This is a genomic window from Streptomyces sp. NPDC034037, from assembly GCF_055575715.1.
Window position 1 is genome coordinate 16,046 of sequence record NZ_JBVISC010000008.1, and the last position, 23,039, is coordinate 39,084.

Sequence of the window (23,039 nt, forward strand, 5' to 3'; positions counted from 1 at the left end):
GGGCCCGCACGCGGCTGAATCCCCGGTACAGAATGAGAAACACAGGTGGCCGTACCACGGACCGGCCCACGGACCCGAACACGGGAGATTTCTCAGATGCGTACGGATGCAGTTGCCAAGGGCCTGAGCGGGCGCACGGTCGGTATCGCGCTGCTCGCCGTCCTCATCCTCGGCGCCGTCCTCGTCGGCAGAGCGGACCCGGCGGTCGAGTCCCAGGACTCGCACGCCGCGACCACGAACGTCCAGCACGCGACCACGGCCTGGGAGTGAGCGGACAGAAGCCGGTCCGGCCAAGCGGAACCACGTCGGCCGACCGACCGTCCGCGGACGATATGGCGAGAATATAGACGCTCTCCATAACCTCCTCGGCATCGCACCGGAAATGTTTCGGTGAATGGTCGATGGCGGGGAAGGAATTCATGACCGTCGCATCCGCGGATTCGTTTGTCAGGTCCGCCGTGAATCACAGTCCCGAAATGCGTCTGGTGTGTTTTCCGCACGCGGGTGGCACGCCCGGCTCCTTCCGGGGCTGGGCCCCGCGGCTCCCGGCCGGCATGGAACTGCTGACCGCCTGCTACCCCGGGCGCCACAACCGCTTCACGGAGCCGTATCTGACGCGGATGGAGCCGCTGGCCGACGAGCTGGCGCAGGCCCTGCGGCCGTTCGGGGACACACCGCTGGCCCTTTTCGGCCACAGCATGGGCGCCGCCGTGGCCTACGAGGTGGCCCACCGGCTGGAGCGCCACGGCATCCGGCCTGTGCGTCTGTTCGTCTCCGGACACCCGGCACCGCGGCTGGGCCGGTCCCCCGGGTTCGACCACACCGACACCGACGCGCTGCTCGCCCAGGTCACCCGCCTCGGCAGCGCCCAGGCCGCACTGCTCGACGAACCCGAGCTGCGGGAGATCGCCGCGGCCACGCTGAAGGCCGACTACGAGCTGATCGAGACCTACCGCCCCGCCGCCCCGGTCTCGCTGTCGTGCCCGGTGACGGGTTACGTCGGGGACCGGGACCCCGACTGCTCGGCGGACGACGTCCGCGCCTGGGCGGACATGACCACGGACAGCTTCTCGTTCCGGTCCTTTTCGGGTGGCCACTTCTACCTGGAACCGCTCGAGGCCGACCTGGTCCACCAGGTGCTCGGCCGGCTGCGCCAGGAACCGCACGCCGCTCACGACGGCCACCGCGGCGGCGGCCGTGTCTGACGGCCGGGCACTCTCCCGCAACCAGAACGCCCAGTGGTTCCTGCACCAGTTGGCACCGCGGGCCGGCGCTTACCACACCGGCATAGCCGTGCGCGTCCGGTCCGCCGTCGACCCGGCGGCCCTGGCGGCCGCCGTACGCGCCCTGGCGCCTCGGCACGAGATGCTGCGCTCGGTCTTCGTCGAACGGGACGGTCATCCGGTGCGGCTGGTGCACCCGGCCGGGCTGGTCGAGCTGGAAAACCACCGGATCGAGGGCGATTTCGCCGTCGCCGTCCGGCGAACCCTGCACCGGCCGTTCGACCTGGGCCGCACCGGTGCGTTCCGGATTGCCCTGCACAGTCGTACGCCGAAGGACGCGGTCCTGCTGGTCGCCGGTCACCACATCGCGACGGACGCCACGTCGGACGCCATCCTGCTGGCCGAGCTCCTCGCCCTGTACGGACAGTCGACGGGCGAGCGGCAGACCCTGCCGGAGCCGCCCCCGGACAGCCACGACGAGTATGTGGCGAAGGAGCGCGAACTGCTCTCCTCACCGCTCGGTTCGACGCTGGAGAGCCGCTGGGCCGATGTGTGCCGGGGATCGGCGGCGGTCCGGCTGCCCACCGACCGGCCGCGCCCGGCCCGCCAGTCGTTCACCGGCGGCACCTGCCGGATCACGGTCCCGGCCGCCGACGCCGACCGGATCAGGCAGACCGCCCGGCGACTGGAGGTCTCCCCCTTCGCCTTCCTGCTCTCGGTGTTCCAGGGTGTCCTGCACCGCTACACCCGGCAGGCCGACTTCCTGGTCGGCTGCCCGGTCACCACGCGCCTGAGCCCGCGCTCCCGCCAAGCGGTCGGCGACTACATCAACACCGTCGTCTTCCGCGCCCGCTTCACCCCGTCCACCACCTTCCGGGACGCGGCGGCGGAGGCCGACCGGCAGCTCAGGCAGGGCATGGCGGGGCTGCGCTACCCGTTCGCCGAGCTGGCCCGGGTGCTCGCGGACAACCGGGAGGGCGGGCAGTCCACCGTCTACCGGACCACCTTCAACATGCTGTCGACCGCGCACGCCCCGGCCGAGCTGAGGCCCCTCCTCGACACCACACGGCCCGAGCGGGTCATCTCGTACGCGGGCCTGGAGCTGTCCGCCTTCCCGCTGCCGCAGCAAGAGGGGCAGGTGGACCTCGGGGTGGACGTGCTGGAGACCGAAGACGTCATCGCGGTGGATTTCCGCTACGACAGCGGTCTGTTCGACCGGGAGACCGTCGAGCAGTTCGCCGCGCACTTCGACCGAGCCGTGGTGCTGGCAGCCGCACGGCCGGACGGCACCGTCGCCCGGGCCCGGATCTGGGGCCCGGCGCCTCGCCCCCGCCCCGAGCCCGCCACCGGGACCATTACCCGGACCGTCGCCGAGAGGAGGACACCCGCGTGTCCGAAACCATAGTGGACCTGCTCGTACGCCACGCCGCCGAGTCGCCCGACAAGGACGCGGTGGTCTTCGCCCGGACCACGGTCGACGGGCTGACCACCGAGCACCTGACCTACGGTGAACTCGACCGGCGGGCCCGCGCCCTCGCCCAGTACCTGCGCGGCCGGTGCGCCGAGGGTGAGCGCGTGCTGCTGCTCTACCCCTCCGGGCCGGCCTTCGTCACGGCGCTGATCGGCTGCCAGTACGCGAGCCTGGTGGCGGTACCGGCCCCCGTACCGGACAGCAACAGCAGACGCGACACCCGGACCGGGAGCGTCGTGCGGGACGCGGGCGCCTCGCTCGTGCTCACCACGGCCCGGGAGGCCGGGGAGATCACCGAGTTCCTGCGGGCGGAGGGCCTGTCAGAGCTGCCGGTGGTGGCGACCGACGGGCTCGATGTCGACGGACTGGAAGTGGACTGGGTCCCACCCGCCCTGGCCGCCGACACACCGGCCATCCTCCAGTACACCTCGGGCTCGACCAGCGACCCCAAGGGCGTGACGGTCACCCACGGCTCGCTGGCACACAACCTCCGCATGATCCAGCGCACGCTCGGCGTCTTCCCGGACACCCGGGTGTGCAGTTGGCTTCCGCATTACCACGACATGGGACTGATCGGTACCACCCTGACGCCACTGTTCACCGGCGCCATGCTGATGCTGTTGTCGCCGACCGACTTCCTGCGCCGCCCCCGGCTGTGGCTGCAACTGATCCAGCAGCACCGCCTGGACTTCACCACCGCGCCGAATTTCGCCTACGACCTGGTCACCCGCACCGTCACCGACGAGCAGCTGGCCGAACTCGACCTGTCCGGGCTGCGGGTCGCGCTCAACGGCGCGGAACCGGTCAGCGCCGCCACCCTGAGCTCCTTCACCGAGCGCTTCCGGGCCGCCGGGCTCCGCCCGGACGTCCTCAAGCCCTGTTACGGGATGGCCGAGAGCACGCTGCTGATCACCGGTACCCCGCACCAGCGCGGCGCGGTGATGACCCGGTTCGACGCCACCGCGCTCGAGGTCAACCTGCTGCGGCCGGACGAGGCCGGCCGGCCGCTGGTCAGCAGCGGCCCGGCCGAGTCCGAGCTGGAGATCCTGATCGTCGACCCGGACACCCGTGAGGTGGTGCCGGCGGGCCGGATCGGTGAGATCTGGATCCGCGGCGAGAGCGTCGCCGCCGGCTACTGGCAGCGCCCGGAGGAGAACCGGCGCCTGTTCGACGCCCGTACCGCGGACGACCGTACCGGCTACCTGCGCACCGGGGACCTGGGCGCGGTACACGACGGGGAGCTCTACGTCACCGGCAGGCTCAAGGACATGCTGATCGTGCATGGCCGCAACCTCTACCCGCACGACATCGAGCGCCTGGTCGCCGGACTCCACCCGGGCTTCCAGGGGCTCCAGGGCACGGTCTGTTCGGTGCCGGTGGCGGAGCAGGAGGAGATCGTGGTGCTCCAGGAGGTCCGGTTGCGCCACATCGAGCAGGCGGAGCTGCCCGAGCTGTCCCGCCGGATCCGTGCCGAAATCGCCGAACGATTCGGTCTGCGGGTCACCAACCTGGTTTTCCTGCGTCCCGGCCAGGTCCGCCGCACCACCAGCGGCAAGGTCCGCCGCGCGGTGATGCGCGATCTGTTCACCTCCGACGGGCTGAAGACCCTGTACGAGGACCTGGACCCGCGGCTGATGCGCCGGCACCGGACGGAGCCGGCGGCATGAGATACGCCCCTCAGCTCGCTGCCGCCCGGCTCGACCGGCGGCTCGGCGACCCGGAGGACGACGGCCGGCTGTTCTCGTACGCCCGCTGTGCCGCGCTGGACGAGCGGGAGGAGTTCCCGCTGGAGATCTGCCGCGAACTGGACTTCCTCGGTCTGCCCCGGCACTACGTGCCGGCCGAGTACGGCGGTGAACTGCGCGGCTATGACGAGGCGTTGCAGCTGACGCGGACCATCGCCCGGCGCGACCTGACGGTGGCGGTCGGACACGGCAAGACCTTCCTCGGTGCGGTCTCGGTGTGGGTCGGTGGCAGCCCGGAACAGGCCCGTCGGCTCGGCGCCGCGATCGCCGACGGCGCCGTGGTCTCCTGGGCGCTCACCGAGCGCGACCACGGCAGCGACCTGTTGGCCGGCGAGGTCCGGGCGCTGCCCGACCCGACCGAGGGGAACGGCGGTTACCTCCTCAATGGTGAGAAGTGGCTCATCAACAACGCCACCCGCGGCCGCCGGCTCTGCGTCCTTGCCCGGACCGACCCGGCGGGCGGGCCGCGCGGCTTCAGCGTGCTGCTGGTCGACCGCCACGCTCTGGCCCCGGGAAGTCATCGCCCCCTGCCCGCTCCCCTCCTGCACGGCATCCGGGGCGCCGACATCAGCGGCATCGCCTTCACCGACGCCACCGTGCCCTCCTCGGCTCTGGTCGGGCCGGAGGGGGGTGGCCTGGAGATCGTCCTGAAGAGCCTCCAGCTCACCCGGACCCTGTGCGCCTCCCTCTCCCTCGGCGCAGCCGACCAGGCCCTGGACCTGGCGGTGCGGTACGCCCACGAACGCCACAACTTCGGCCGGCCGCTGGTCGAACTGCCGCAGACCCGAAGGCTGCTGTCGGAGTCCTGTGCGGACCTGCTGCTGGCCGAGGCCGTCGCTCTGGTCGCCGCACGGTCCATCCACACCCTGCCGGGCGAGCTGTCGATCGGTTCCGCGGTCACCAAGTACCTGGTGCCCACCGTGGTGGAGCGGATGCTGACCCGGCTGGCCCGGGTGCTGGGCTCGCGCTCGCTGCTGACCGGAGCGACCTACCGTCACGGGCGCTTCCAGAAGGTGCGGCGCGACCACCGGATCGTCGGGATCTTCGACGGCTCCACCGTGGTCAACCTGCACGCTCTGGTGAACCAGTTCCCCTCGCTGGCGCGCGCCCACCGGCGCGGCCGGACCGACCTGGACGGGGTGTACGGCGCCGCCGGCCTGGAGCAGCCGCTGCCCGCCTTCGCGTCCGAACGGCTTGAACTGGTCTCGATGCGGGGCTCCAGCCTGGTCCAGTCGCTCCCGGACGCCCTCGCCCAGGTCCCGCTCGGCGCTCTGAGCGACCGGCTGCGGACAGCCGTGGAACAGGTCGTCGAGGAGACGGCGGAGCACCGGCCGACGGCACTCGACGTACCCGCGTCGGCTTTCGCGCTCGCCGAACGCTATGCCGCCTGCTTCGCCGCGGCGGCCGCCGTCCAGCTGTGGCTGCACAACCACAAAAGCATGCGGGGCACCGAGGCCGCGGAGCTGTGGGAGTCCGGCCTGTGGCTGGAGGCCGCCCTGGCCCGTCTTCTGCCCCTGATCGACCCGACGGCACGGCCCGACGGCGAGGTCTTCGACCGACTGGCCGGGCCGCTGCTCACCCAGTACGCGGCGGGACGGCCCCTCTCCCTGCTGCCCCCGCCGCCCGAGGACGACCGCACATGACCACCACGCCGACATCCGCCCCGAACCGCCTGCCCGACGGTGGCAAGGACACCGCACACCCTCTGGAGCTCCGGTTCGGCGACCCGGACGACCCGGACAACCCGGTCGGTTTCGCGGCCTTCCTGCGCGCGGACGAGCGGGGCGAACTGCTGCCGGCCGGACGGAGTCTGCTGGACGCCCATGGGCTGGGCGCCGAGTTCGTGCCCCCCGAACACGGCGGCCGGCTCCACCGCGTGGACGAACTGGCCCGGACGCTGCGGACGGTGTTCCGGCGCGACGCGGCGCTGGGACTCGGCCACGGCGCCATCAACCTGATCGCCTCCGCGACCGTCTGGACGGCCGGCCCGGCGGAGCAGCGGCAGTGGCTGGCCGACGTGCTGCTGGGCGGCGGCCAGAGTGCGGGCGCCTACACCGAACTGGCCTCCGGTCACGACCTGCCCAGGTCCGCGGTCCGGGCCGTGCGCGAGGGCCGGCGGTTCCTGCTCGGCGGACGCAAGGAGGTCATCAGCAACGTCCACCGGGCCGACGCCGTCACCGTGCTCGCCCGCACCGGCTCCGGGTCCGGCAGCCGCGACCACTCCCTGTTACTGCTCGACATGCGCCGCGTCGACCGGGACCGGCTGCGCTTCCTGCCCCGCTTCGGCACCTCCGGGCTGCGGGCCGCTCACCTGGCCGGGGTGGAATTTCTCGACTGCCCGGTGCCCGACTCGGCCGTGGTCGGGGAGGAGGGCGGCGCGCTGGAGACCGTGCTCCGCGCCTTCCAGGTCACGAAGGCGGTGCTGACCGGTGCCACGGTCGGTTGCTTCGACACCCAACTGCGCGCCACCACCCGGTTCACCCTGGAACGTCGGCTCTACGGGCGTCGGGTCGCCGACCTGCCACACGCGCGGGGCGTATTGGCGGGCGCCTTCGCGGACCTGCTGATCGCCGACTGCCTCAGCACCGTGGTGTGCCGGGCCCTGCACCTGCTGCCAGGGCAGACCGCGGTGCTGGCCCCCGCCGCCAAGTACCTGGTACCCCTGCTGCTCGAAGAGGGGGCGGATGCGCTCGCGGTCGTCCTGGGCGCCCGGTCCTTCCTGCGGGAAGGCCCGTACGGCATCTTCCAGAAGCATCTGCGCGACCTGCCGGTGGCCTCCCTCGCGCACTCGGGTGCCACCGTGTGCCAGGCGACCCTCGTCCCCCAGTTGCCGCGGCTGGCCCGGCGCTCCTGGCTGAGCGACGCCCCCGCGCCCGCCACCCTGTTCCGTCTTCAGGACCCTCTCCCCGCGCTGGACTTCCGCGCGCTGCGGATCACTGCCGGCGCCGAGGACGGCGTGCTCGCGCAGCTTCCGGCCGCGTACGACCTGCTGGGCGAGGACCCCGAGTTGGGCGCGCTGTGTGCCGGGCTGCTGGACGAGCTGCGGCACATCACGACGGAGTGCGGACAGCTGGCCCCACGCAACCGCACCCCGCTCGCCGGGCCGGTCGGCTTCGAGCTCGCCGAGCGGTACAGCGTTCTGCTCGCCGCCGCCGCCTGCCTGGGCGTCTGGCTGAACCAGCGGGACGGTGCCGGGCCGTTCGCCCGTGACAGTGCCTGGCTCACCCTGGCGCTGCGCCGGCTCACCGCCCGGCTCGGGCGCCCCGTACCGCCCGGCGGCGACGGGCCCGAACGGGTCGTCTTCCGCGAACTGATGCGCAGGCAGCGGGAGAACCGCTCCTTCGACCTCAGTGCTCGGCCGCTCGCCTGAACCGGCCGTACCGATCCTACCGAAGGGACCGACACCATGACCACGTCCACTGTCTCCACCGACGAGCTGCGCACCTGGCTGATCGACCGGGTGGCCTTCTACCTGGAGCGTCCGGCCGCGGAGATCGAGGGCAGCGCCAAGCTGGCCGAGTACGGGCTGGACTCGCTGTACGCGCTCACCCTCTGCGGTGACATCGAGGACGAGTTCGGCATCCCGGTGTCGCCGACCCTGGCCTGGGACCATCCGACCGCGGACGCCATAGCCGAGGTGCTGCACCAGGAGATCACCGCACAGCAGAGCGACGGAGCGGGGTGACACGAGCCCGCCCCCGCGCCGGTGGTGACGCGACGAGGGGCTCGTGTCACGGCCGGGGCGTCACACGAGCATGTCCGGGGCGATCCAGCCGTGCGCGGCGGCCATCGCGCCGGCCTGGAAACGGCTGGCCGCCGCCAGCCGCCCCATCAGGCTCGCGGTGATCCGCCGCCCGGTCCTGACCGACACGCCGAGCCGTCGGGCCACCGCCTCGTCGGCCAACCCCTTGGCCAGCAGGGCGAGGACGGCCTGCTCCTGGCTGGTCAGACCGTGCTCGTTCGGCTTGGGGCGGCGACCCAGCGGCGCCGCGTCGCCCCAGACCCGCTCGAACAGCGAGCACATGGCGCCCACCACGCCCGGGCTGCGCAGCAGCAGTGCGCCCGCGTCGGACGCCTCCGGGTCCACCGGCACCATGGCGATCCGGCGATCGTAGATCGTCAGCCGGACCGGCTGGGTCGGCGCCACCCTGATCTCCGCACCGAGGTCGGTCAGCCAGCGGGCGTACTCCAGCGTGGAGGCGTCGTTGGCGATGCTCTCCAGGAAGACAGTCCGCATCTGCACACCCCGGTCGAGCAGGCCCTGGTCGAGCGGGCCGCTGGCCAGCTGAGCGGCCGGGGACAGGGCACCGCCGGGGACCAGGCTCAGTATCTCCGTGGAGGAGTTCGCCGCCAGCGTCTGGATCCTGAGGCGGATCGTGTCGAGGTCGGTCAGCACCTCGACAGGCGGCTCCTGCAAGGAGCGGTGGTACTGGGTGTACTCGGAGACGAGGTTCTGTATGGCCAGCCGTCCGATCTCCAGCTCGTCGTGGCGCCGGCGCAGCTCCTCCTCGCGTTGGGTGAGCAGCGCCACCAGACCGAACTCCGGCTCGACCGCGCGCAAAGCGCCCGGCTCCTGCCACGACTGTCGTACCAGCCCCAGCCCGTGCAACTCGTCGATGGCGGACCGTATTTGCTCCTCGGTACGCCTCAGCCGCCTCGCCAGCTCGCCGACCCTGGCCGTGGAGTCCTTGAGCATCTCCCGGTAGACGTCGACCGTGTCGGCCGCGAGTCCCAGGGCATCAAAATCGAGGCCCACCCGTTCCCCCTCATCGCACACTCCATCCACATCAACCGGACAGCCGATTCTCACCCCTGACTGATCGCAATCGGAAGCGTGTTTGGCAGCATTCGGCAAAGCCTTGGCTGGGCGGTGCGGAGGCTCTCTCCGAACTGTGCATTGGTTCAGTCGGATCTGGTCAAACATGACGCCGTTCCAGCCAAACGCCCTCTATGGCTCCTGGTCGGCTACCGCTCGGCGGCGTTCTGACCGTGCCCCTCGCCCTGGCTCTTTCCTTTGCTCTGGCCCCGGCCCTTGTCCTCACCACGGTGGCCAGTGTCCGGCTTTCCGTGCGGGTTCCCGTGCTCGGCCGCCTCGGACTTGCCCTTGGCCTTGGTCTTGGACTTGCCCTGGCCTCGCCCATGGCCGTTGCCCTCGCCCCGGCCGTTGCCTTGGCCCTTCCCCTGGCCTTGGTCCCGCCCTCGGCTCTGGCTCTCGCCCTTGTCCCCGCCGCCCTTCTCGTTCTTGGGCTTCGGCTCCGGCGGTCCGGGGGGCGGGCCCTGGTTCGGGGGCGCGGTCGGGGGTGCGGTCGGTGACGATGTCGGTTTTCGGGGGTTCTTCCGTTCCGGCGGGGACGTCGGCGCGGTGTGTCCGGGTGCGCCCTCCGGGGCGGACTGCGTTCCCGGGGTCGACGGTGATGTCGACGCGGGGCGCGGGTGGTTGCTCGGGGGCGGGTCGGCGGACATCGTGCCCGCGGCCGCCAGCGCCACTCCGCCCAGGAGGCCACCGGCGAGCACCATGCCCCCGGCCGCCCGCAGGGAGAGCCGCCCGCGGCGCCGCTCGCGCGGGCGCCAGTCGTCGCGGCGCCGGGTCCGCGCCCGGTGCGCGCCCGCGTCCCGTGCCGCGCGGAACGCCGCGACCGCCTCGCGCTGCGCGGCCGCGTCCACCTCCGTGCCGGCGTCGGCCCGCACGGCCTCGGCGAGCCGCGCGAGGAGGGTTTCGGGGTCGGCGGGGTGGCCGGGCCCGCCCCCGGACCCCCGGGGCCTGTCCGCGTTCATGTCGACTCCCCCAGCGTGCCGGGACCGTCATCCGCCGTGCCGTCGAGCCCGAGCCGCTCGGCCAGCTTCCGCAAGCCCCGGTGCGCGGCCGTCCGTACCGCCCCGGGGCGCTTGCCGAGGACGCGCGCGGCGGCCGGGCCGTCGAGGCCGACGACCACCCGCAGCAGCACCGCCTCCGCCTGCTCGCGCGGCAGCGTCGCGACCAGGGCGAGCACCCGCTCGGTCGAGACGGCCTCCAGGGCCGCCGCCGAGGTGTTGTGCGGTCCGGGCAGGTCGAGCAGGTCCTGCTCCTGGCCGCCGGCGCGCGGCCGCACCTTCTGGCGGCGCAGGTGGTCCAGGGCCCGGTGCCGCGCGATGGTCGCGGTCCAGCCCCGGAAGCCCGCCCCGTCCCCCCGGAACCGTCCGAGGTCCCTGGCGATCTCCAGCCAGGCCTCGGCGGCGACGTCCTCGGCGGCCTCGCCGTCGGTGCCCACCAGGCCGCGCAGATAACCGACGAGACCCGGCTGGACCATCCGGTACGCCACCGCGAAGGCGGCCTCGTCGCCTCCCTGGGCCGCCTCGACGGCCCTGCCGAGCTCCTCGTCGCGCGCCCGCGCGCGACGGGTCTCCCCACCCTGGCCCAACGTTCTCCCATCCGGCCGAACGCGGCACGCCCACCGTGCCCATGCCCCCACGCACACCAGCGTCGCCGGGCGCGGTTGTGTCACAGACCGAGAGCGTACGGCCACCGGCCCCGGGGGCGCACGGGGGGCCGGGGCTCCGGTGCGCTCAGACCTCGAAGAGCCCGCCGCCCGAGCCGCCGGGGCGGATCCGCGAAATGTCGAGCGTCTGCGCCGGGGCCGGGGCGACGGCGGCCACCGGCTCGTCGTAATCGGACATCCGCATGCTCATGGTCCGGGCCCCGCCGGAGAACACGCCGCCGCTCTGGGCGGCCTCGACGCCGAGGATGTACGGCTTGCCGGACGCGGCCACGTACACCTTCGTCCGTTGGCCGTCCTTCGTCTCGACGAGCGGGGTGACCGCCTCGCCGTAGCGCCGGATCACGGGTCCCGCGGTGATGACCCCGTCCAGGTCGGGGGTGCCGATCTTCTCGGTGATCTTGTCGAGGTCGCAGCCGGCCATCGGCCCGGCCGAGCCGCCCGCACCCGCACCCGCACCCGCACCCGCACCCGCACCCGCCGGGATCTTCAGGTACTTGCCGCGGGCCAGCGCCGTCCGTTCACGGACCCGCTCCGCCGTCCGCGGGCCGCGCCGGACACCCATCTCCACGATGGCGTCGAGCGCGGCGTCGGTGAAGCGTATGTACGTCGCGCCACCCGCGACCACGATGAGGTCGCCCCGCTGCGTCGGGCCCGCGTCGAAGGCGCCCGTGCAGTTGTTCCGCCGGTCCATGTGCAGCGAGACCTTCTGGTGGCCCTTGGCGGTCTCCATGTCGACGCCGACGCGTACGGTGTCGGCCGTCTTGAGCAGACGCATGCCCTCCAGGGCCAGTTCCCTGCCGCGCGCCTCGTCGCGGGACGCCGGCCGGGTGTCGTCCTCGGCCGGGGCATCGGCGCGGTCCACCTCTTCGAGCCTGCCCCCGGAGTACGTCACCGGGCCGCCCGAGCCGCAGGACGCCAACGTGCCGACCGCCGCGCCCATCGCCAGGGTGAGCGCGGACGCCCGTATCCACCGGCCGCGTGCTCCCGCCCGGCCGTTCACCCGACGTGCCACCTTTTCCCCCACCCGAGTCACCGAGCTCCCGCCCGCTCCAGACCACTTCGCGCCCCGCGCCGTCGCGCCGGCACGCCGTTCTTACTGTCACACGCGCCTGCGCGGCCGCGGGTTGCGGTGTCACACCCACGGCGTGCGGGATAGATCACGCGTAAAAAATCTTCCGTCGGCACAACCCTTTGCCCGCCACACAAGTCCTACGAACTCGCTTGCTTATCTGAAACTCGCTAAGGGGTGGGGCACTTGAGCCCGCGCAAACCGCGTGAAAAGGCGCGTACCACGCATGCGTACAGGCCGCTGAGTCTCCGGCGCAGGGCGTGGCTGACGATCGGGGCCGTCGTGCTGGGAGGCGCGGGGGCGGTGACGTATGCGATGGCCGACCCGAGCGGGGAGCGTGCCGGGGCCGATCCGCGTGCCGCGCGGCCGGCGAGCGTGCGCGACCTGGAGCTCAAGGGCGACGACGGCGCCGGGCGGGGGCTGCCGCGCACGTCGACCGAGCAGTTCTCGCTGCTCGGCGTCTCGTGGCGCGGGGCCGCCGAGGAGCTGACGGGCACCGCGCGGGTCCGCACGCGCGCCCTGGCCACCGGCCGGTGGAGCGACTGGCGGACCCTGCGTCTGGAGCCGGGCCCCTCGAAGGTGGCGGAGGCGGGCACGCGCGCCGCCTCCGCGCCGCTGTGGGTGGGTCCCTCGGACGGCGTGGAGGTCCGCGTCCTGGCGGCCGGCGGCACGTCGGGCGCGGCGCTGCCCGACGGGCTGGCCGTCGCCCTCGTGGACCCCGGCGTGCCGGGCGCGGAGGCGCGCAGCGCCTCGCTCGACGGCGGCCCGAACGCCCGCCCGAACTCCCGCCCAGGCACCGCCGCCGCCGGTACGGCGATGGCCCCCGCCGCCCTCGCCGCCGACGCCGCCGACGCGGAGAAGTCGGGCGACGCGGAGACGCCCGCTGACGGCGGGCAGCCCGGCGACGACCAGAAGCCCGCTGACGGTAAGAAGTCCACTGACGGCGTGAAGCCGGGCGACGACCAGAAGCCCGCCGACGGCGAGCAACCCGGTACCGCCCAAAAGCCCACCGCCGGCGAGAAGCCCCGCGCCCAGGCCCCCCGTGTCACCTCGGCCCGCCCGGCCCCGCCGGCGTCCACCGTGACCCGGCCCCCGGTCATCGCCCGCGCCGTCTGGGGCGCCGACGAGAAGCTGGTCCAGGAACCGCCGCGCTACCTGGACGAGGTCAAGGCGGCCTTCGTGCACCAAGCGATCGACACCAACGACTACAGCTGCGCCCAGTCCCCCGCCCTCGTCCGCGCCCTGATGACCTACCAGGTGAAGACGGAGGGCAGGAGCGACCTCGGCCCCAACTTCCTCGTGGACAAGTGCGGCCGCGTCTTCGAGGGCCGCGGCGGCGGTGTCGACGTACCCGTGCGCGGCGCGCACACCACCGGCTTCGACGACGAGTCGGTGGGCATCGCCGTCCTCGGCGACTTCCGGGGCGGGGGCCGGACCGGGGCCGGGGGCAAGCCGACCCGCGCCGCCCGCGAGTCGGTGGCCCGCGTGGCGGCCTGGAAGCTCGGCCAGTACGGCGCGGGCCCGACCGGCAAGGCCACGCTGACCGCCACCGCCGACACGGGCCCGTGGGAGAAGGGCGAGCAGGCCTCACTCGCCGCGATCTCCGGCCCCCGTGACGCCGTCGCGCCCGAGGCCCCCGGCGGGACCCTCGACGCCGAGCTGGGCGAGATCCGCCGCTACGCGGGCAGCCCGGGCGTGAACTCCGCCGTCCCGACCGGGGACTACAACCGCGACGGCATCGCCGACCTGGTCGCGGGCACCCCGAAGGCGTCGGGCAACCGGGGGCGCCTCACCGTCGTGCCCGGTGGCCTCGGCGGGCCGGTGGCCGGGTCGAAGATCTCCCTGACGCAGACGAGCACCGGCGTCCCCGGCGTCTCCGAGGCCGGCGACGAGTGGGCGGCCGCCACCGCGTGGGGCGACCTGAACGCCGACGGGTACGCGGACCTCGTCATCGGCGCGCCCGGTGAGGACGACGGTTCGGGCCACACCGACCGCGGCGCGGTCACCATGCTGTACGGCCCGTCCTTCACCTCCGGCACGGACATGCAGCTGTCGGACGACTTCGACTACACCAAGGCCAGGTTCGGCTCGGCGGTGGCGTCCGGCGACTTCAACGCCGACGGCAAGGCGGACGTCTTCGCGGCGGCGACGGGCACGGGCGGCTCCTGGGCCGCGCGGATCGACGCGGAGCGCGCGTCGGGCGGCAGCCTCACCTCGGGCGACACCGCGATAGCGGAGCCGGACGCCGCGTCCGGCGACTTCAACCGCGACGGCTACGCGGACGTCGCGCTCACCTACCGCGACCAGGCGGGCAAGGCCAAGGTCGCCTGGTTCCGGGGCGGCCGCTCCGGGCTGAGCCGGGTCGGTGTCCTGTCCGTGCCGGGCGGCCACTCGGTCGCCGTGGGCGACGTCGACGGCAACGGCTACGACGACCTCGTCGTCGGCCAGCCCTACACCGCCGAGTCGGGCGCGCACGCGGGCGGCCAGGTGACGGTGGTGCCCGGCACCTCGACGGGCTTCACCACGACGGGCCTGCGGACGGTCCACCAGGCGACGGACGGCGTGATCGGCGCCGCCGAGGCGGGTGACGCGATGGGCTGGTCGGTCGCGGCGGGCGACTACGACGCCGACGGCTACGCGGACGTCCTGACCGGCGCCCCCGGCGAGGACATCACCCGCGAGGGCACCAGCCGCAAGGACGCGGGCACGTCCCTGCTCCTGAACGGCTCCTCGTCCGGCCTCACCGGCGCGGGCGCGAAGGCCTTCTCGCAGGACGAGCCCGACGTGCCCGGCTCCACGGAGAGCGGCGACCGCCTCGGCTCCTCGGTGACGCTCGCGGACCTGTCCGGCTCCGGCCGCGCGGACCTGGCGATCGGCGTCGACGGCGAGGACGCGGGCGACGGCACGATCCTCCAGCTGGACAGCGGCCCTTCGGGCGTGCCGGGCTCCAGCGGCGTCTACTACGGGCGTACGACGCTGGGGACCCCGGCGGGCGCCCGCCTCGGCCAGACGCTGACGCCGTAACGGCCCTGCCGTGCCGCCCCCCGTACGCCGGGGGGCGGCACGTCAGGTGTCGCTGGGCACCCGGCAGCCCGCGGGCTGCCGCTTGTTCTTCGGCCAGCCGATGCCGACGAACCGCAGGTCCTTGATGCGCGGGTCCAGTTCGACCACGGCCACCGGCTTGTCGTAGGCGTTGCCCGCGTTGGTCAGACAGATCCAGCCACTGGTGCCCCGGACCCGGTTGACCGCCTCGAGGCGCTGCCACATCGCGGAGACCCGCTTGAGGGGCGGTATCGGCCCCTCGGCCTGGGCGTTGGCGAGCAGCACGGCCTGGGCGACGGTGCGCACGCCGTCGTACACCAGCATCGCGCGGGAGTCCTTCAGGCGGACCTCCCCGATGTCCCCGGCGGTGCCCTTCTTGATCAGTGCTTTCAGCTCGTTCAGTTCCTGCTGCGGCTCGGTGAGGTGGGCCGGCCGCCCCTTGGCGCCCTTCTTGCCGAGCTCGCGGTCCCAGGCGTCGGGGTGGCCCGGAGCCGCGTACTGCACCGTGACGAGGGGCTCCTGCCCGCCGCCGCGCAGGCTCTCCCAGTCGTCGGGTCGCATGTAGCGGTTGAGGGTGGCCGCGCCCGAACCGCTGATGACCGTGTACTTCTTCCCGCTGCACTGCGTGTCGGCCAGCTTCAGGGCGAAGAGCCGCAGATGGACGGGGCGGCCCGCGAAGTAGACGTAGCGCGCGGTGGACTGGCAGATGTTCTGGGCGATGAGCGTGAAGTCGTTGCCCGTGTCCCCCGGCTCGGTGATCGAGGGGGACTCGAAGGGCTGCTCCTTGGGGCCGGGCGGCCCCTTCTCGTCGCGGCTGAAGGCCTTGGCGAGCGAGTCGTTGTAGATGTCGTGCGGCCGCTTGTCCCTGACCAGGACGGTCTGCTCGTCCGCCAGCTCGCCGTGGAAGCCGGCCAGCGCGTCCGCCTGCTGGCGGTTGGTCGGGATGATGCGGGCGAGGCCGGGATAGGGGGGCGTGGCGTCGCCGCCCTCGGGGTTGGCGAGTTCGTCGGCGCTGACGCGGGAGGCGAGGACGGGGATGTGCAGGTCCTTGGTGAGGCGCGCGATGGCCTTCCGCGTGGCGTCCAGGCTGAGGTTGAAGCCCGTGACGGCGCGGAGGTTGTGGCGCTTGTCGCGAGACATGAGCGCCAACTGGTCTACGACGGCGGCTTGTTGCCGGTAGGCGTCGCCGGGGTTGGCGAGGACCAGGCGCAGCAGCGGTGTGTTCTCCTCGCGGTTCGCGCGGTACTGGGCGAGGTAGGCGCCCTGGACCTCGCTGAGCAGTTGCTCGCGCTCGGCGGGCAGGTCGGGCTGGAGGGGCAGCATCAGCGCGACGGTGACGTGCGGTTTGTCGCCGACGAACTTCTCGTTCTCGCGGGCGATGGCGCGGGCGACCCCGGCGAGCTGCGGGGTGCCGAAGTCGTAGCCGCTGCCGTTGACGCCTATGCACTCGCCTTCGCTCTCGACCACGCCGGCGGCGCAGTCCTTCGGCGTGGACTCCCAGGGGCGCGGCGCGAAGAGGACGACGAGCGCGAGGACGACCACGACGCCGGTCACGGTGAGCAGCACGCGCCGCAGCGTCGCCCAGAACGTGTTGTACAGCCAGTCCACGAACCCTCTCAACGCCGCCGCCTCTCCGTGTCGCCGGTCACGGGCTCAGCCGAACCCGATGTGTTCCGTGCATCTGCACCGCTTCAGCGGCTGCCGGTCATCCGCGCGGTCGCCCCAGTCCCGGGCCATGTGGACGAGGAGGGCGGCGCCGTCGGCCGCCCTGGCCGCGTCGGGCCCCTCGGGGCCCTGGTCGCGCACCGCCTCGTCGGCGACCCGCGCCAGTTCCTCGCTCAGCTCCCGCAGGGGGCCGCGCAGGGCGCCGGGCACCGTCTCGTCGAGCGGCCGGGTCCGCTCCTCGCTGAGCCAGGCCGCGTGCAGCAGCCGGTCCACCTTGCGGCGCCGGCTGTCACCGCGCACCTGCGTCTCGCCGAGCGCGTGGGCGAGCCGGTCGTCGGGCGCCCCGATGAGCGGCGCGTCGGCGATGGCGAGCAGTTCCTCGCACCACTCGCGGGTGGGGCGCGCCAGGAAGGTGTCGGTGAGGTAGCGGGTGACGAGGTGCGCGCCGTCGGAGGCGAGGAGGTGGTGCATGCGGTGCGCGGCGGCGGTCACGAACAGGTCGTCGGGGTGGTGGTCGCCGAGGTCGCGGTAGTGCCCCTGCAACAGCGCGTGGTCGGTGTGCCAGGCGGCGCCCGCGGCGCGCATCCGGTGGAGTCTGCGCATCAGCAGGCGGCGCAGCCCGAGGTCGCCGATGAAGTGGCGGGGGCAGTGCGGCCAGCCGCTGTCCTCCAGGAGTTCGGCGATGCGGTAGGCGGACAGTCGCTCGTCGCGGTCGTCCTGCACCGCCCGCATCAGGGTCTGGGCGCACTCCGCGTCGTGCGCGATCGAGAGGTGGCTGAGCAGATCGAGCCAGTGGCCCCGGTGCTCGGGGGGCAGTTCCTCGGGGTACTGCCGGACGACGAGTTCTTCGAGGAGTACGTCGGCCACCGGCCGGTCGGCGACCGGGCGGCCCTCGTCGTCCTCGGCGGCGGGCACCCGGGCGTCCAGCAGCGCCCAGTCGGTGTACGTGACCGGGTCGTCGAACGTCAGCGACGCGGTGGCCTGTCCGAGCCGGGTGACGAACAGCGGGCGGCCCGCGCTCAGCCGGTGGACGCCGCTGTCGATCCGCAGCCGGGCCGTGTTGGCCACGCCCTCCTGGCGGGTGCGCAGCCGGCCGGTCTCGGCCTTCTGCTGCTCGCGGGTGAGCCGGGGCATGCGGATGAGCAGCACACCGCGCCACAGCGGCGCGTGGTCCGGCACGCCCGCCACCGGGCGGTCCCAGGCGGGCAGCCCGCCGAGGGCCGGGTCCCACACGGCCGGGGCGGCCGGGGTGGTGCCCGCGTGCCGCAGGAAGCGGCCGCCGTCCTCGCGGCGCGCGGTGGCGAAGATCATCAGCCGGTCGTGGCGCCCGAGTTCGCGGTCCTCCAGGGTCGGCTTCACCAGCTTCCTGCCGAGCGGGTTGTCCGCGTGGTCGAGCAGCAGGGCGGGCCGCCCGACGCGGGAGAGCCTGCCGTGCACCGAGCGGTAGGCGGCGTCGACGTCCTGCCGCAGGGCCCTCAGCAGAAAGCTTTCGGCAACGCGGCGTGCCTCGGCGCCCTGCTGGAAGTCGGCGGCGAGCCCCCGCAGCCCGGCACGGGGCTGGCCGCCGGCCCCGGGGTAGTCGCCGTAGGTCTCGGCGAGGGCCGCGCGCCCCTCGGCCGAGGTCCGCGCGAACAGCGCCTCGATCAGGGCGTTGACGAAGGGCCCGACGAGCGGATCGCTGACCAGCCCGGCGAGGTGGCCCAGGTAGTTCTGCGCCGCCCCTCTGAGCACGCCGCGCCAGAAGGAGCGCGGCGGCAGGAGTTCGTCGAAGCGGCGCACCTCGTCCACCAGCGTGGCGGCGCCGGCCAGGCCGTCGCTGCCGGCGGCCGCGGTGAGCCCGGCGTACAGCCGGGGCACGGGAATCGCGCCGCCGTCGCCGTCCCAGTCGCCGTACTGGAGGGCGATGGCGCGCAGCACCTCGGTCACCTCGGAGCGGCTGCCGGGCCGCTGTTCGGCCAGTTCGCGGCATTCGGTGCGGGCGCAGTCGACGTACGCGGTGGGCACGCGCGGCCCGAAGTGCCGCCGTACGCACCGCAGGAACCGGCCCTTGCCCATGCCGGGGCCTCCGACGAGCAGGACCACCGGCAGATCGGGGCCGAAAAGCGCTTCTTTTCTGCGCCCGGTCGCACTCTTCCCGAGCAGCCGGGCGACCGGACCGCCGTCGGCCAGCAGCTCGTCGAATCCGAGTTCGTCAGGCACGGGCCTCTCCATGACCGGGAAGATCAGGCCGTCGTTCGGCGGCTCGTCAGGTTAGCCAAGAGCACCCGGACTCCGGGAGGGTTTTCGAATGCCGGTGCAATTCGGCCGGATCACGCCGTCGCGACCCCCCGGGACGCCGCTCCCAAGGCGTGGGAGCCCAGGGCGGGGACGCTCGACCGGGCGTGCCGGCAGACGCGGGAGCGTGTGGCCGTGACCGTGCTGCGGGCGGGTGAGCGGCGGGTGGGCGGCGGGCCGTCAGCCCGTGCCGCGCGCCTTGCGGGAGACGACCGCGCGCAGCACCCTGCGCCCCTCCTGCGACACGTCCAGGGCCTGGCGCAGCCCGCCGGGGCCCGGGTCCTTGGTGGAGAGCAGCTCCAGGATGCGGATCTGGCGGCGGAGTTCGGCGGCGACCAGGGGGGACATGCCGTCCGTGCGGCCCTCGCGGCGCGCGGACACCGGGCGCGCGCCGCCCCACGGCGCGGCGTCCAGGAGGCGGTGCACCTGGAGGGCCGCGACGGAGCAGCCGTCGGCCCACTCCCGCACCGCCGCTCCGGTGGGCGCCGCGGGGGCGGCGTCGAGCATGCGCCGGGCGAGCGCGGCGGCCTCACCGGACGCTCCCGGGGTGTCCTTGGCGGCGGCGAGCGCCGCGCGTGCCCCGGCCAGCGGCGTGTGCCAGTCCTCGCCCTCCGCGAGCCGCGCCCACAGGGGCCGCAGCAGGTCGTCCCCGCCGCCGAGCACCGGCACGCAGCGGTCGAGGCAGGCGAGCCCGCTCGCCGCGAGGCCCCGCTCGTCGGCCTGCGCGATCAGCTCCACCAGGCTCATGCTGTACGTCTCCCGTTCCAGGACCCTGCGCTTCACCCTTACTGCGTGCGCTGCCCCGGGAACGTCACTGCCGTCACTGCGGCACGACACCGAGCCGGTCCAGGAGACGGAAGAAGAGCTGCTCGGCCGAGGGGTCGGCGTCGGCGTTCAGCACGTCGAGCAGGGGTGCCTCCCGCGCCGTCCGGCCCGACTCCGCGGCCCAGGCGACCGCGCGCCCGGCGGCGTCGCGCGGCTCCAGGAAGTAGTCCTCGACGGTCAGCCCGCTGTCGCCGAGGTAGGCGGCCATCGCGCGCCGCGCCAGGCAGGTCGTCCACGCCCCGCTCTCGGGCGCCGCCGCCTCGACGATCACGCAGTCGCTGTCCAGCACGTATCCGAAGAGGGCGGGCGCGCCCGTCTCCAGGGCCAGCGTGTTCATGTTCCCGATGTCGCGCGCGTCGTCGCCGCCCTTGCCCGGCACCTCCCACACCTGCCAGCCGTCGGCCCGCCGGTCGAGGAGGGCGAGGTCGTCCCGTACGCCCGCGAGCGCCGCGCACCGCGCGAGCGGCTGCTCGCTCCTGCCCACGACGTAGTACCCCCAGTAGCCCATGCCACGTCCCCCCGCTGTGCTCCGTACCCGTGTGCCTGGCGTTCTGCCCGCCCGAAAGGCGGGGAAATCACGGTGTGCCGGGGGGCTCCGGCACCGGCCCGGGCCGGGTCGGACCCGGCTCGGCCGGGGGCGGGCCCAGCGCCGCCTTACGGTCCTGCATGCCCGTCAGGCGCAGGACGAAGACGATGGCGAGCACGGCGGCCGCGAGGTCCAGGCCGTCGGCGACCATCAACTTGCCGACGGCCGACTTGAGCTCCGCGTTCTCCTCGGCGTTCTCGTACGACCGGGACGCCCACCGTCCGACGAGCAGGCTCGCGATCCACAGCGTCCACCAGGCGTTGATAACCGGATGCGGGCCGCGGTCGGCGGACGGGTCGAGGGTGAGCGTGCGATCGAGCGCCACGGAGCGGGGGCCGCTCGCGTCCCAGATGTCCAGGGCGATCCGGCGCGGGAACCAGAGGCTGACGACCGGCACGAACCAGCCCCACACCGTCCAGCCGCGCGTCTTGCGGTGGATGTGCGGCGCGAACACCTCGGCGTTGACCCGGACCCGGTGGAACCAGACGAGGAAGACCACGCAGGTCACGACCATCAGGGCGACCTGCGCCAGGCCCGCGTCGCCGTACAGCGTGTCGGCGTGGTCCGCCTCCCGCTGGATGTCGGCGCCCCAGTCCCCGGTGATCAGGTCGTCCAGCACGTCGAGCATGACCGTGCCCGTCCACAGCGCGTACAGGTCGGCGGCGGCGATCAAACCGAGCAGCACGGCGACCGCCCGGCCGAGCGCGACCGGCGAGCGCAGCCGGGCGGAGTGCCTGACCGGGGCGGCGGGAGGCGGCGGCGCGCCCGCGGCGGCCGCCTGGACGCAGATCTCGCACAGGCCCTGCGCGTTCTGCGCGGTACGGAGTTGACATGACGTGCACAGCATCGCTGGGCGACCCCCCACGGGTTCCTGGTCGTACGAGGAGCCGCCCGCGTCCCTCCCCAGGGCGCGAGGGGCGGCTACCGGACGGTATCAGCGAGCCTGACGAAATCCGGCCACGGGAGCGACGGCTTTCGCGGGTCCCACAGCTTCTGGACGGTCGCCCGCAGGGGCAGGCGGATGCCCTCGGCCACCTGCTCCTGGGTCTGCGACCGGGCGAGGTCGCACCAGACCGCGAACGAGGCGCCGAGGATCCGGTCGTCGTACCGCGCGTCCACCGGCCGGGTGCCGCGGAGCACCAGCGGGGTCCAGCTCTCGTAGATCCGCTGCCCGGTGGGGTAGCGGAAGTCGTTGGGCTCGCCGAGGACGTAGTAGAGGTACTCGTCGTTGTAGTTGACGAGCCTGCGGCCGGCCTCCAGGTACTCCACGGGCTCGCGGGCGCCGATCTCCTTGCCCGTCCAGTAGGCGACCTCCAGGTCGTCGGCGGCCCGCGCCCGCCCGCCGGGGAAGAACCCGTCGTTCCACGCCCTGAGCTTCTTCTCGTACGCGCGTACGGTCTCGGCGCGGTCGTTGAGCCAGTCCGTCGCCAGGTCCCGCACCCGGCCGCCCGGCCCGTACCGCTCGCGGGCGGCGGCGGCGAGGCGGGGGTAGGAGGCTTCCGGGTCCTTGGCCGTGAGGGCGAGGTACTCGTCCGCGCCGAGGTGCCAGTGGTCGCCGGGGAAGAGCTGCGCGAACTCCTTCAGGAGGTCGTCTACGATCCTCGCCGCCCCCGGTTCGGAGATGTCGACGGCGCCGCGCGTGGCCTTGCCCCGGGCGTCGCGGAGCTGGAGCGAGGGGTGCTTGTCGATGACCGCGCCGAGGTGGCCCGGGGAGTCGATCTCCGGCACGACGGTGATGTGGCGGCTCGCGGCCAGCTTCAGGATGCGGCGCACCTGCGCCTTGGTGAGGTGGTCGGGCGAGACGATCTCGGGGTGCGAGTCCGACTCGACTCGGAAGGCCTGGTCGTCGGAGAAGTGCAGGCCCAGCTCGTTGTACTTCAGGTCGCCCAGCTCGCGGATCCTGTCCTCTATCCACGCGGCGTCGAAGTGCTTGCGGGCGGTGTCCAGCATGAAGCCGCGGCGCGGTTTGGCGGGCCGGTCCCGTATGACGCCTTCGGGGGCGGTCCTGTCCCCCTTCACCTCCTGCTTGAGGGTGCGGGTGCCGTAGAAGACGCCGGCCTCGGCGGGGGCGGTGATGCGGACCCGGCGCTCCCGCACGGAGAGGGTGTACGACTCCGGGCCCGCGGCCTTGTCCGCCTCCGTGTCCGTGTCCTTGCTCTTGTCCCCGTCCCCGTCCGGGGTGAGCGCCAGTTCCACGTCGCCCTCGCGGGGGCGGTCCTGACCGGCGTACTTCAGTCGCAGCTCTCCCGCGAGCAGGCGCCCCTCATCGGCGAGGTCGTCGTCGCGGACGACCACCCGGCCCGTCCGCGTGTCCGGCCGCCAGCCGGGGCCGGCCGCGGCGGTGTGCTCCCGCACGGCGGGGATGGTGGCGGGGGCCTTCGACAGGGGGTGGCTCTCACTGGGCCGCGGCGCCCGCGAGGACGCGGGGGGCTTCCTGGCGGCCTCGGACGGCTGGGCGGGGGCGGGCCCGTCGCCGCCGGGCCACAGCGCCACGGTCAGGGCGAGCGCCCCGGCCGCGACCGCTCCGCCCGCCGCGACGAACCGCCCGCGCGTCATCGGGGCTCCCCGGTTCCGCGGCCGCCCCTACCGCCGCGGGGCGGTATCTCCAGGGCGGCCCGCGGGCCGGTGGCGCGGGGCCGTCGGGGAGGGGGGCGACGGACCTG

At 73.6% G+C, this 23,039-nt stretch carries 18 protein-coding genes; 8 read left to right on the plus strand and 10 right to left on the minus strand.

The annotated features are described in order from the left end of the window. The first annotated feature begins 96 nt into the window (after positions 1-96). The 7 genes from ACZ516_RS26350 (at position 97) to ACZ516_RS26380 (ending at position 8,124) form a co-directional block, all read left to right on the plus strand. The gene (locus ACZ516_RS26350; RefSeq protein ID WP_469011875.1) at positions 97-270 is read left to right on the plus strand and encodes a hypothetical protein; all 174 of its coding nucleotides are present in this window, start codon (positions 97-99) and stop codon (positions 268-270) included. 206 nt (positions 271-476) lie between these two features. After that, complete coding sequence (locus tag ACZ516_RS26355; protein ID WP_469011877.1) at positions 477-1,205, plus strand: thioesterase II family protein; 729 nt, start codon at positions 477-479, stop codon at positions 1,203-1,205. Continuing rightward, a complete protein-coding gene (locus ACZ516_RS26360; protein ID WP_469011879.1) occupies positions 1,198-2,628 on the plus strand; it encodes a condensation domain-containing protein in 1,431 nt (476 codons plus the stop codon). The genes ACZ516_RS26355 and ACZ516_RS26360 overlap by 8 nt, the downstream gene beginning before the upstream one ends. Beyond that, entirely contained in the window at positions 2,613-4,361 is a 1,749-nt protein-coding gene (locus ACZ516_RS26365; protein ID WP_469011881.1) for a fatty acyl-AMP ligase, read from the plus strand. The genes ACZ516_RS26360 and ACZ516_RS26365 overlap by 16 nt, the downstream gene beginning before the upstream one ends. After that, positions 4,358-6,082, plus strand: coding sequence for an acyl-CoA dehydrogenase (locus ACZ516_RS26370; protein ID WP_469011883.1), 1,725 nt, complete (start codon positions 4,358-4,360; stop codon positions 6,080-6,082). The genes ACZ516_RS26365 and ACZ516_RS26370 overlap by 4 nt, the downstream gene beginning before the upstream one ends. Further along, positions 6,079-7,809, plus strand: a complete 1,731-nt coding sequence (locus ACZ516_RS26375; protein WP_469011885.1) for an acyl-CoA dehydrogenase — start codon at positions 6,079-6,081, stop codon at positions 7,807-7,809. Before ACZ516_RS26370 ends, ACZ516_RS26375 begins: the two co-directional genes overlap by 4 nt. Before the next feature lie 36 nt (positions 7,810-7,845). Further along, positions 7,846-8,124: an acyl carrier protein gene (locus ACZ516_RS26380; RefSeq protein WP_469011886.1), complete on the plus strand. Its 279-nt coding sequence runs from the start codon at positions 7,846-7,848 to the stop codon at positions 8,122-8,124. 60 nt (positions 8,125-8,184) lie between these two features. Here the strand turns inward: ACZ516_RS26380 and ACZ516_RS26385 are convergent, their stop codons facing one another. The 4 genes from ACZ516_RS26385 to ACZ516_RS26400 form a co-directional block, all read right to left on the minus strand. Continuing rightward, a complete protein-coding gene (locus ACZ516_RS26385; RefSeq protein WP_469011888.1) occupies positions 8,185-9,195 on the minus strand; it encodes a LuxR C-terminal-related transcriptional regulator in 1,011 nt (336 codons plus the stop codon). Positions 9,196-9,404: 209 nt separating this feature from the next. Further along, positions 9,405-10,214: a hypothetical protein gene (locus tag ACZ516_RS26390; protein ID WP_469011889.1), complete on the minus strand. Its 810-nt coding sequence runs from the start codon at positions 10,212-10,214 to the stop codon at positions 9,405-9,407. Then, complete coding sequence (locus tag ACZ516_RS26395; RefSeq protein ID WP_361085757.1) at positions 10,211-10,837, minus strand: RNA polymerase sigma factor; 627 nt, start codon at positions 10,835-10,837, stop codon at positions 10,211-10,213. The genes ACZ516_RS26390 and ACZ516_RS26395 overlap by 4 nt, the downstream gene beginning before the upstream one ends. 145 nt (positions 10,838-10,982) lie before the next feature. Next, the gene (locus ACZ516_RS26400; protein ID WP_469011890.1) at positions 10,983-11,927 is read right to left on the minus strand and encodes a hypothetical protein; all 945 of its coding nucleotides are present in this window, start codon (positions 11,925-11,927) and stop codon (positions 10,983-10,985) included. A gap of 360 nt (positions 11,928-12,287) precedes the next feature. Here ACZ516_RS26400 and ACZ516_RS26405 point away from each other — a divergent pair, with 360 nt between their 5' ends. Beyond that, complete coding sequence (locus ACZ516_RS26405; protein ID WP_469011892.1) at positions 12,288-15,008, plus strand: FG-GAP-like repeat-containing protein; 2,721 nt, start codon at positions 12,288-12,290, stop codon at positions 15,006-15,008. A 42-nt stretch (positions 15,009-15,050) separates the two neighbouring features. Here the strand turns inward: ACZ516_RS26405 and ACZ516_RS26410 are convergent, their stop codons facing one another. The 6 genes from ACZ516_RS26410 to ACZ516_RS26435 all read right to left on the minus strand — a co-directional run bounded on the left by ACZ516_RS26410 (position 15,051) and on the right by ACZ516_RS26435 (position 22,932). Continuing rightward, positions 15,051-16,646 carry an amino acid ABC transporter substrate-binding protein gene (locus ACZ516_RS26410; RefSeq protein ID WP_469011893.1) on the minus strand — a complete coding sequence of 532 codons (1,596 nt, stop codon included), beginning with the start codon at positions 16,644-16,646 and terminating at the stop codon, positions 15,051-15,053. 33 nt (positions 16,647-16,679) lie between these two features. Next, positions 16,680-18,890: a hypothetical protein gene (locus ACZ516_RS26415; protein ID WP_361085745.1), complete on the minus strand. Its 2,211-nt coding sequence runs from the start codon at positions 18,888-18,890 to the stop codon at positions 16,680-16,682. Between the two features lie 255 nt (positions 18,891-19,145). After that, a complete protein-coding gene (locus tag ACZ516_RS26420) occupies positions 19,146-19,712 on the minus strand; it encodes a hypothetical protein (protein ID WP_469012158.1) in 567 nt (188 codons plus the stop codon). A gap of 73 nt (positions 19,713-19,785) precedes the next feature. Next, positions 19,786-20,298 carry a hypothetical protein gene (locus ACZ516_RS26425; protein ID WP_361085742.1) on the minus strand — a complete coding sequence of 171 codons (513 nt, stop codon included), beginning with the start codon at positions 20,296-20,298 and terminating at the stop codon, positions 19,786-19,788. Positions 20,299-20,365: 67 nt separating this feature from the next. Further along, positions 20,366-21,241, minus strand: coding sequence for a DUF4328 domain-containing protein (locus tag ACZ516_RS26430; RefSeq protein ID WP_469011894.1), 876 nt, complete (start codon positions 21,239-21,241; stop codon positions 20,366-20,368). Positions 21,242-21,297: 56 nt separating this feature from the next. Beyond that, positions 21,298-22,932, minus strand: a complete 1,635-nt coding sequence (locus ACZ516_RS26435; protein ID WP_469011896.1) for a beta-N-acetylhexosaminidase — start codon at positions 22,930-22,932, stop codon at positions 21,298-21,300. Positions 22,933-23,039 lie beyond the last annotated feature (107 nt).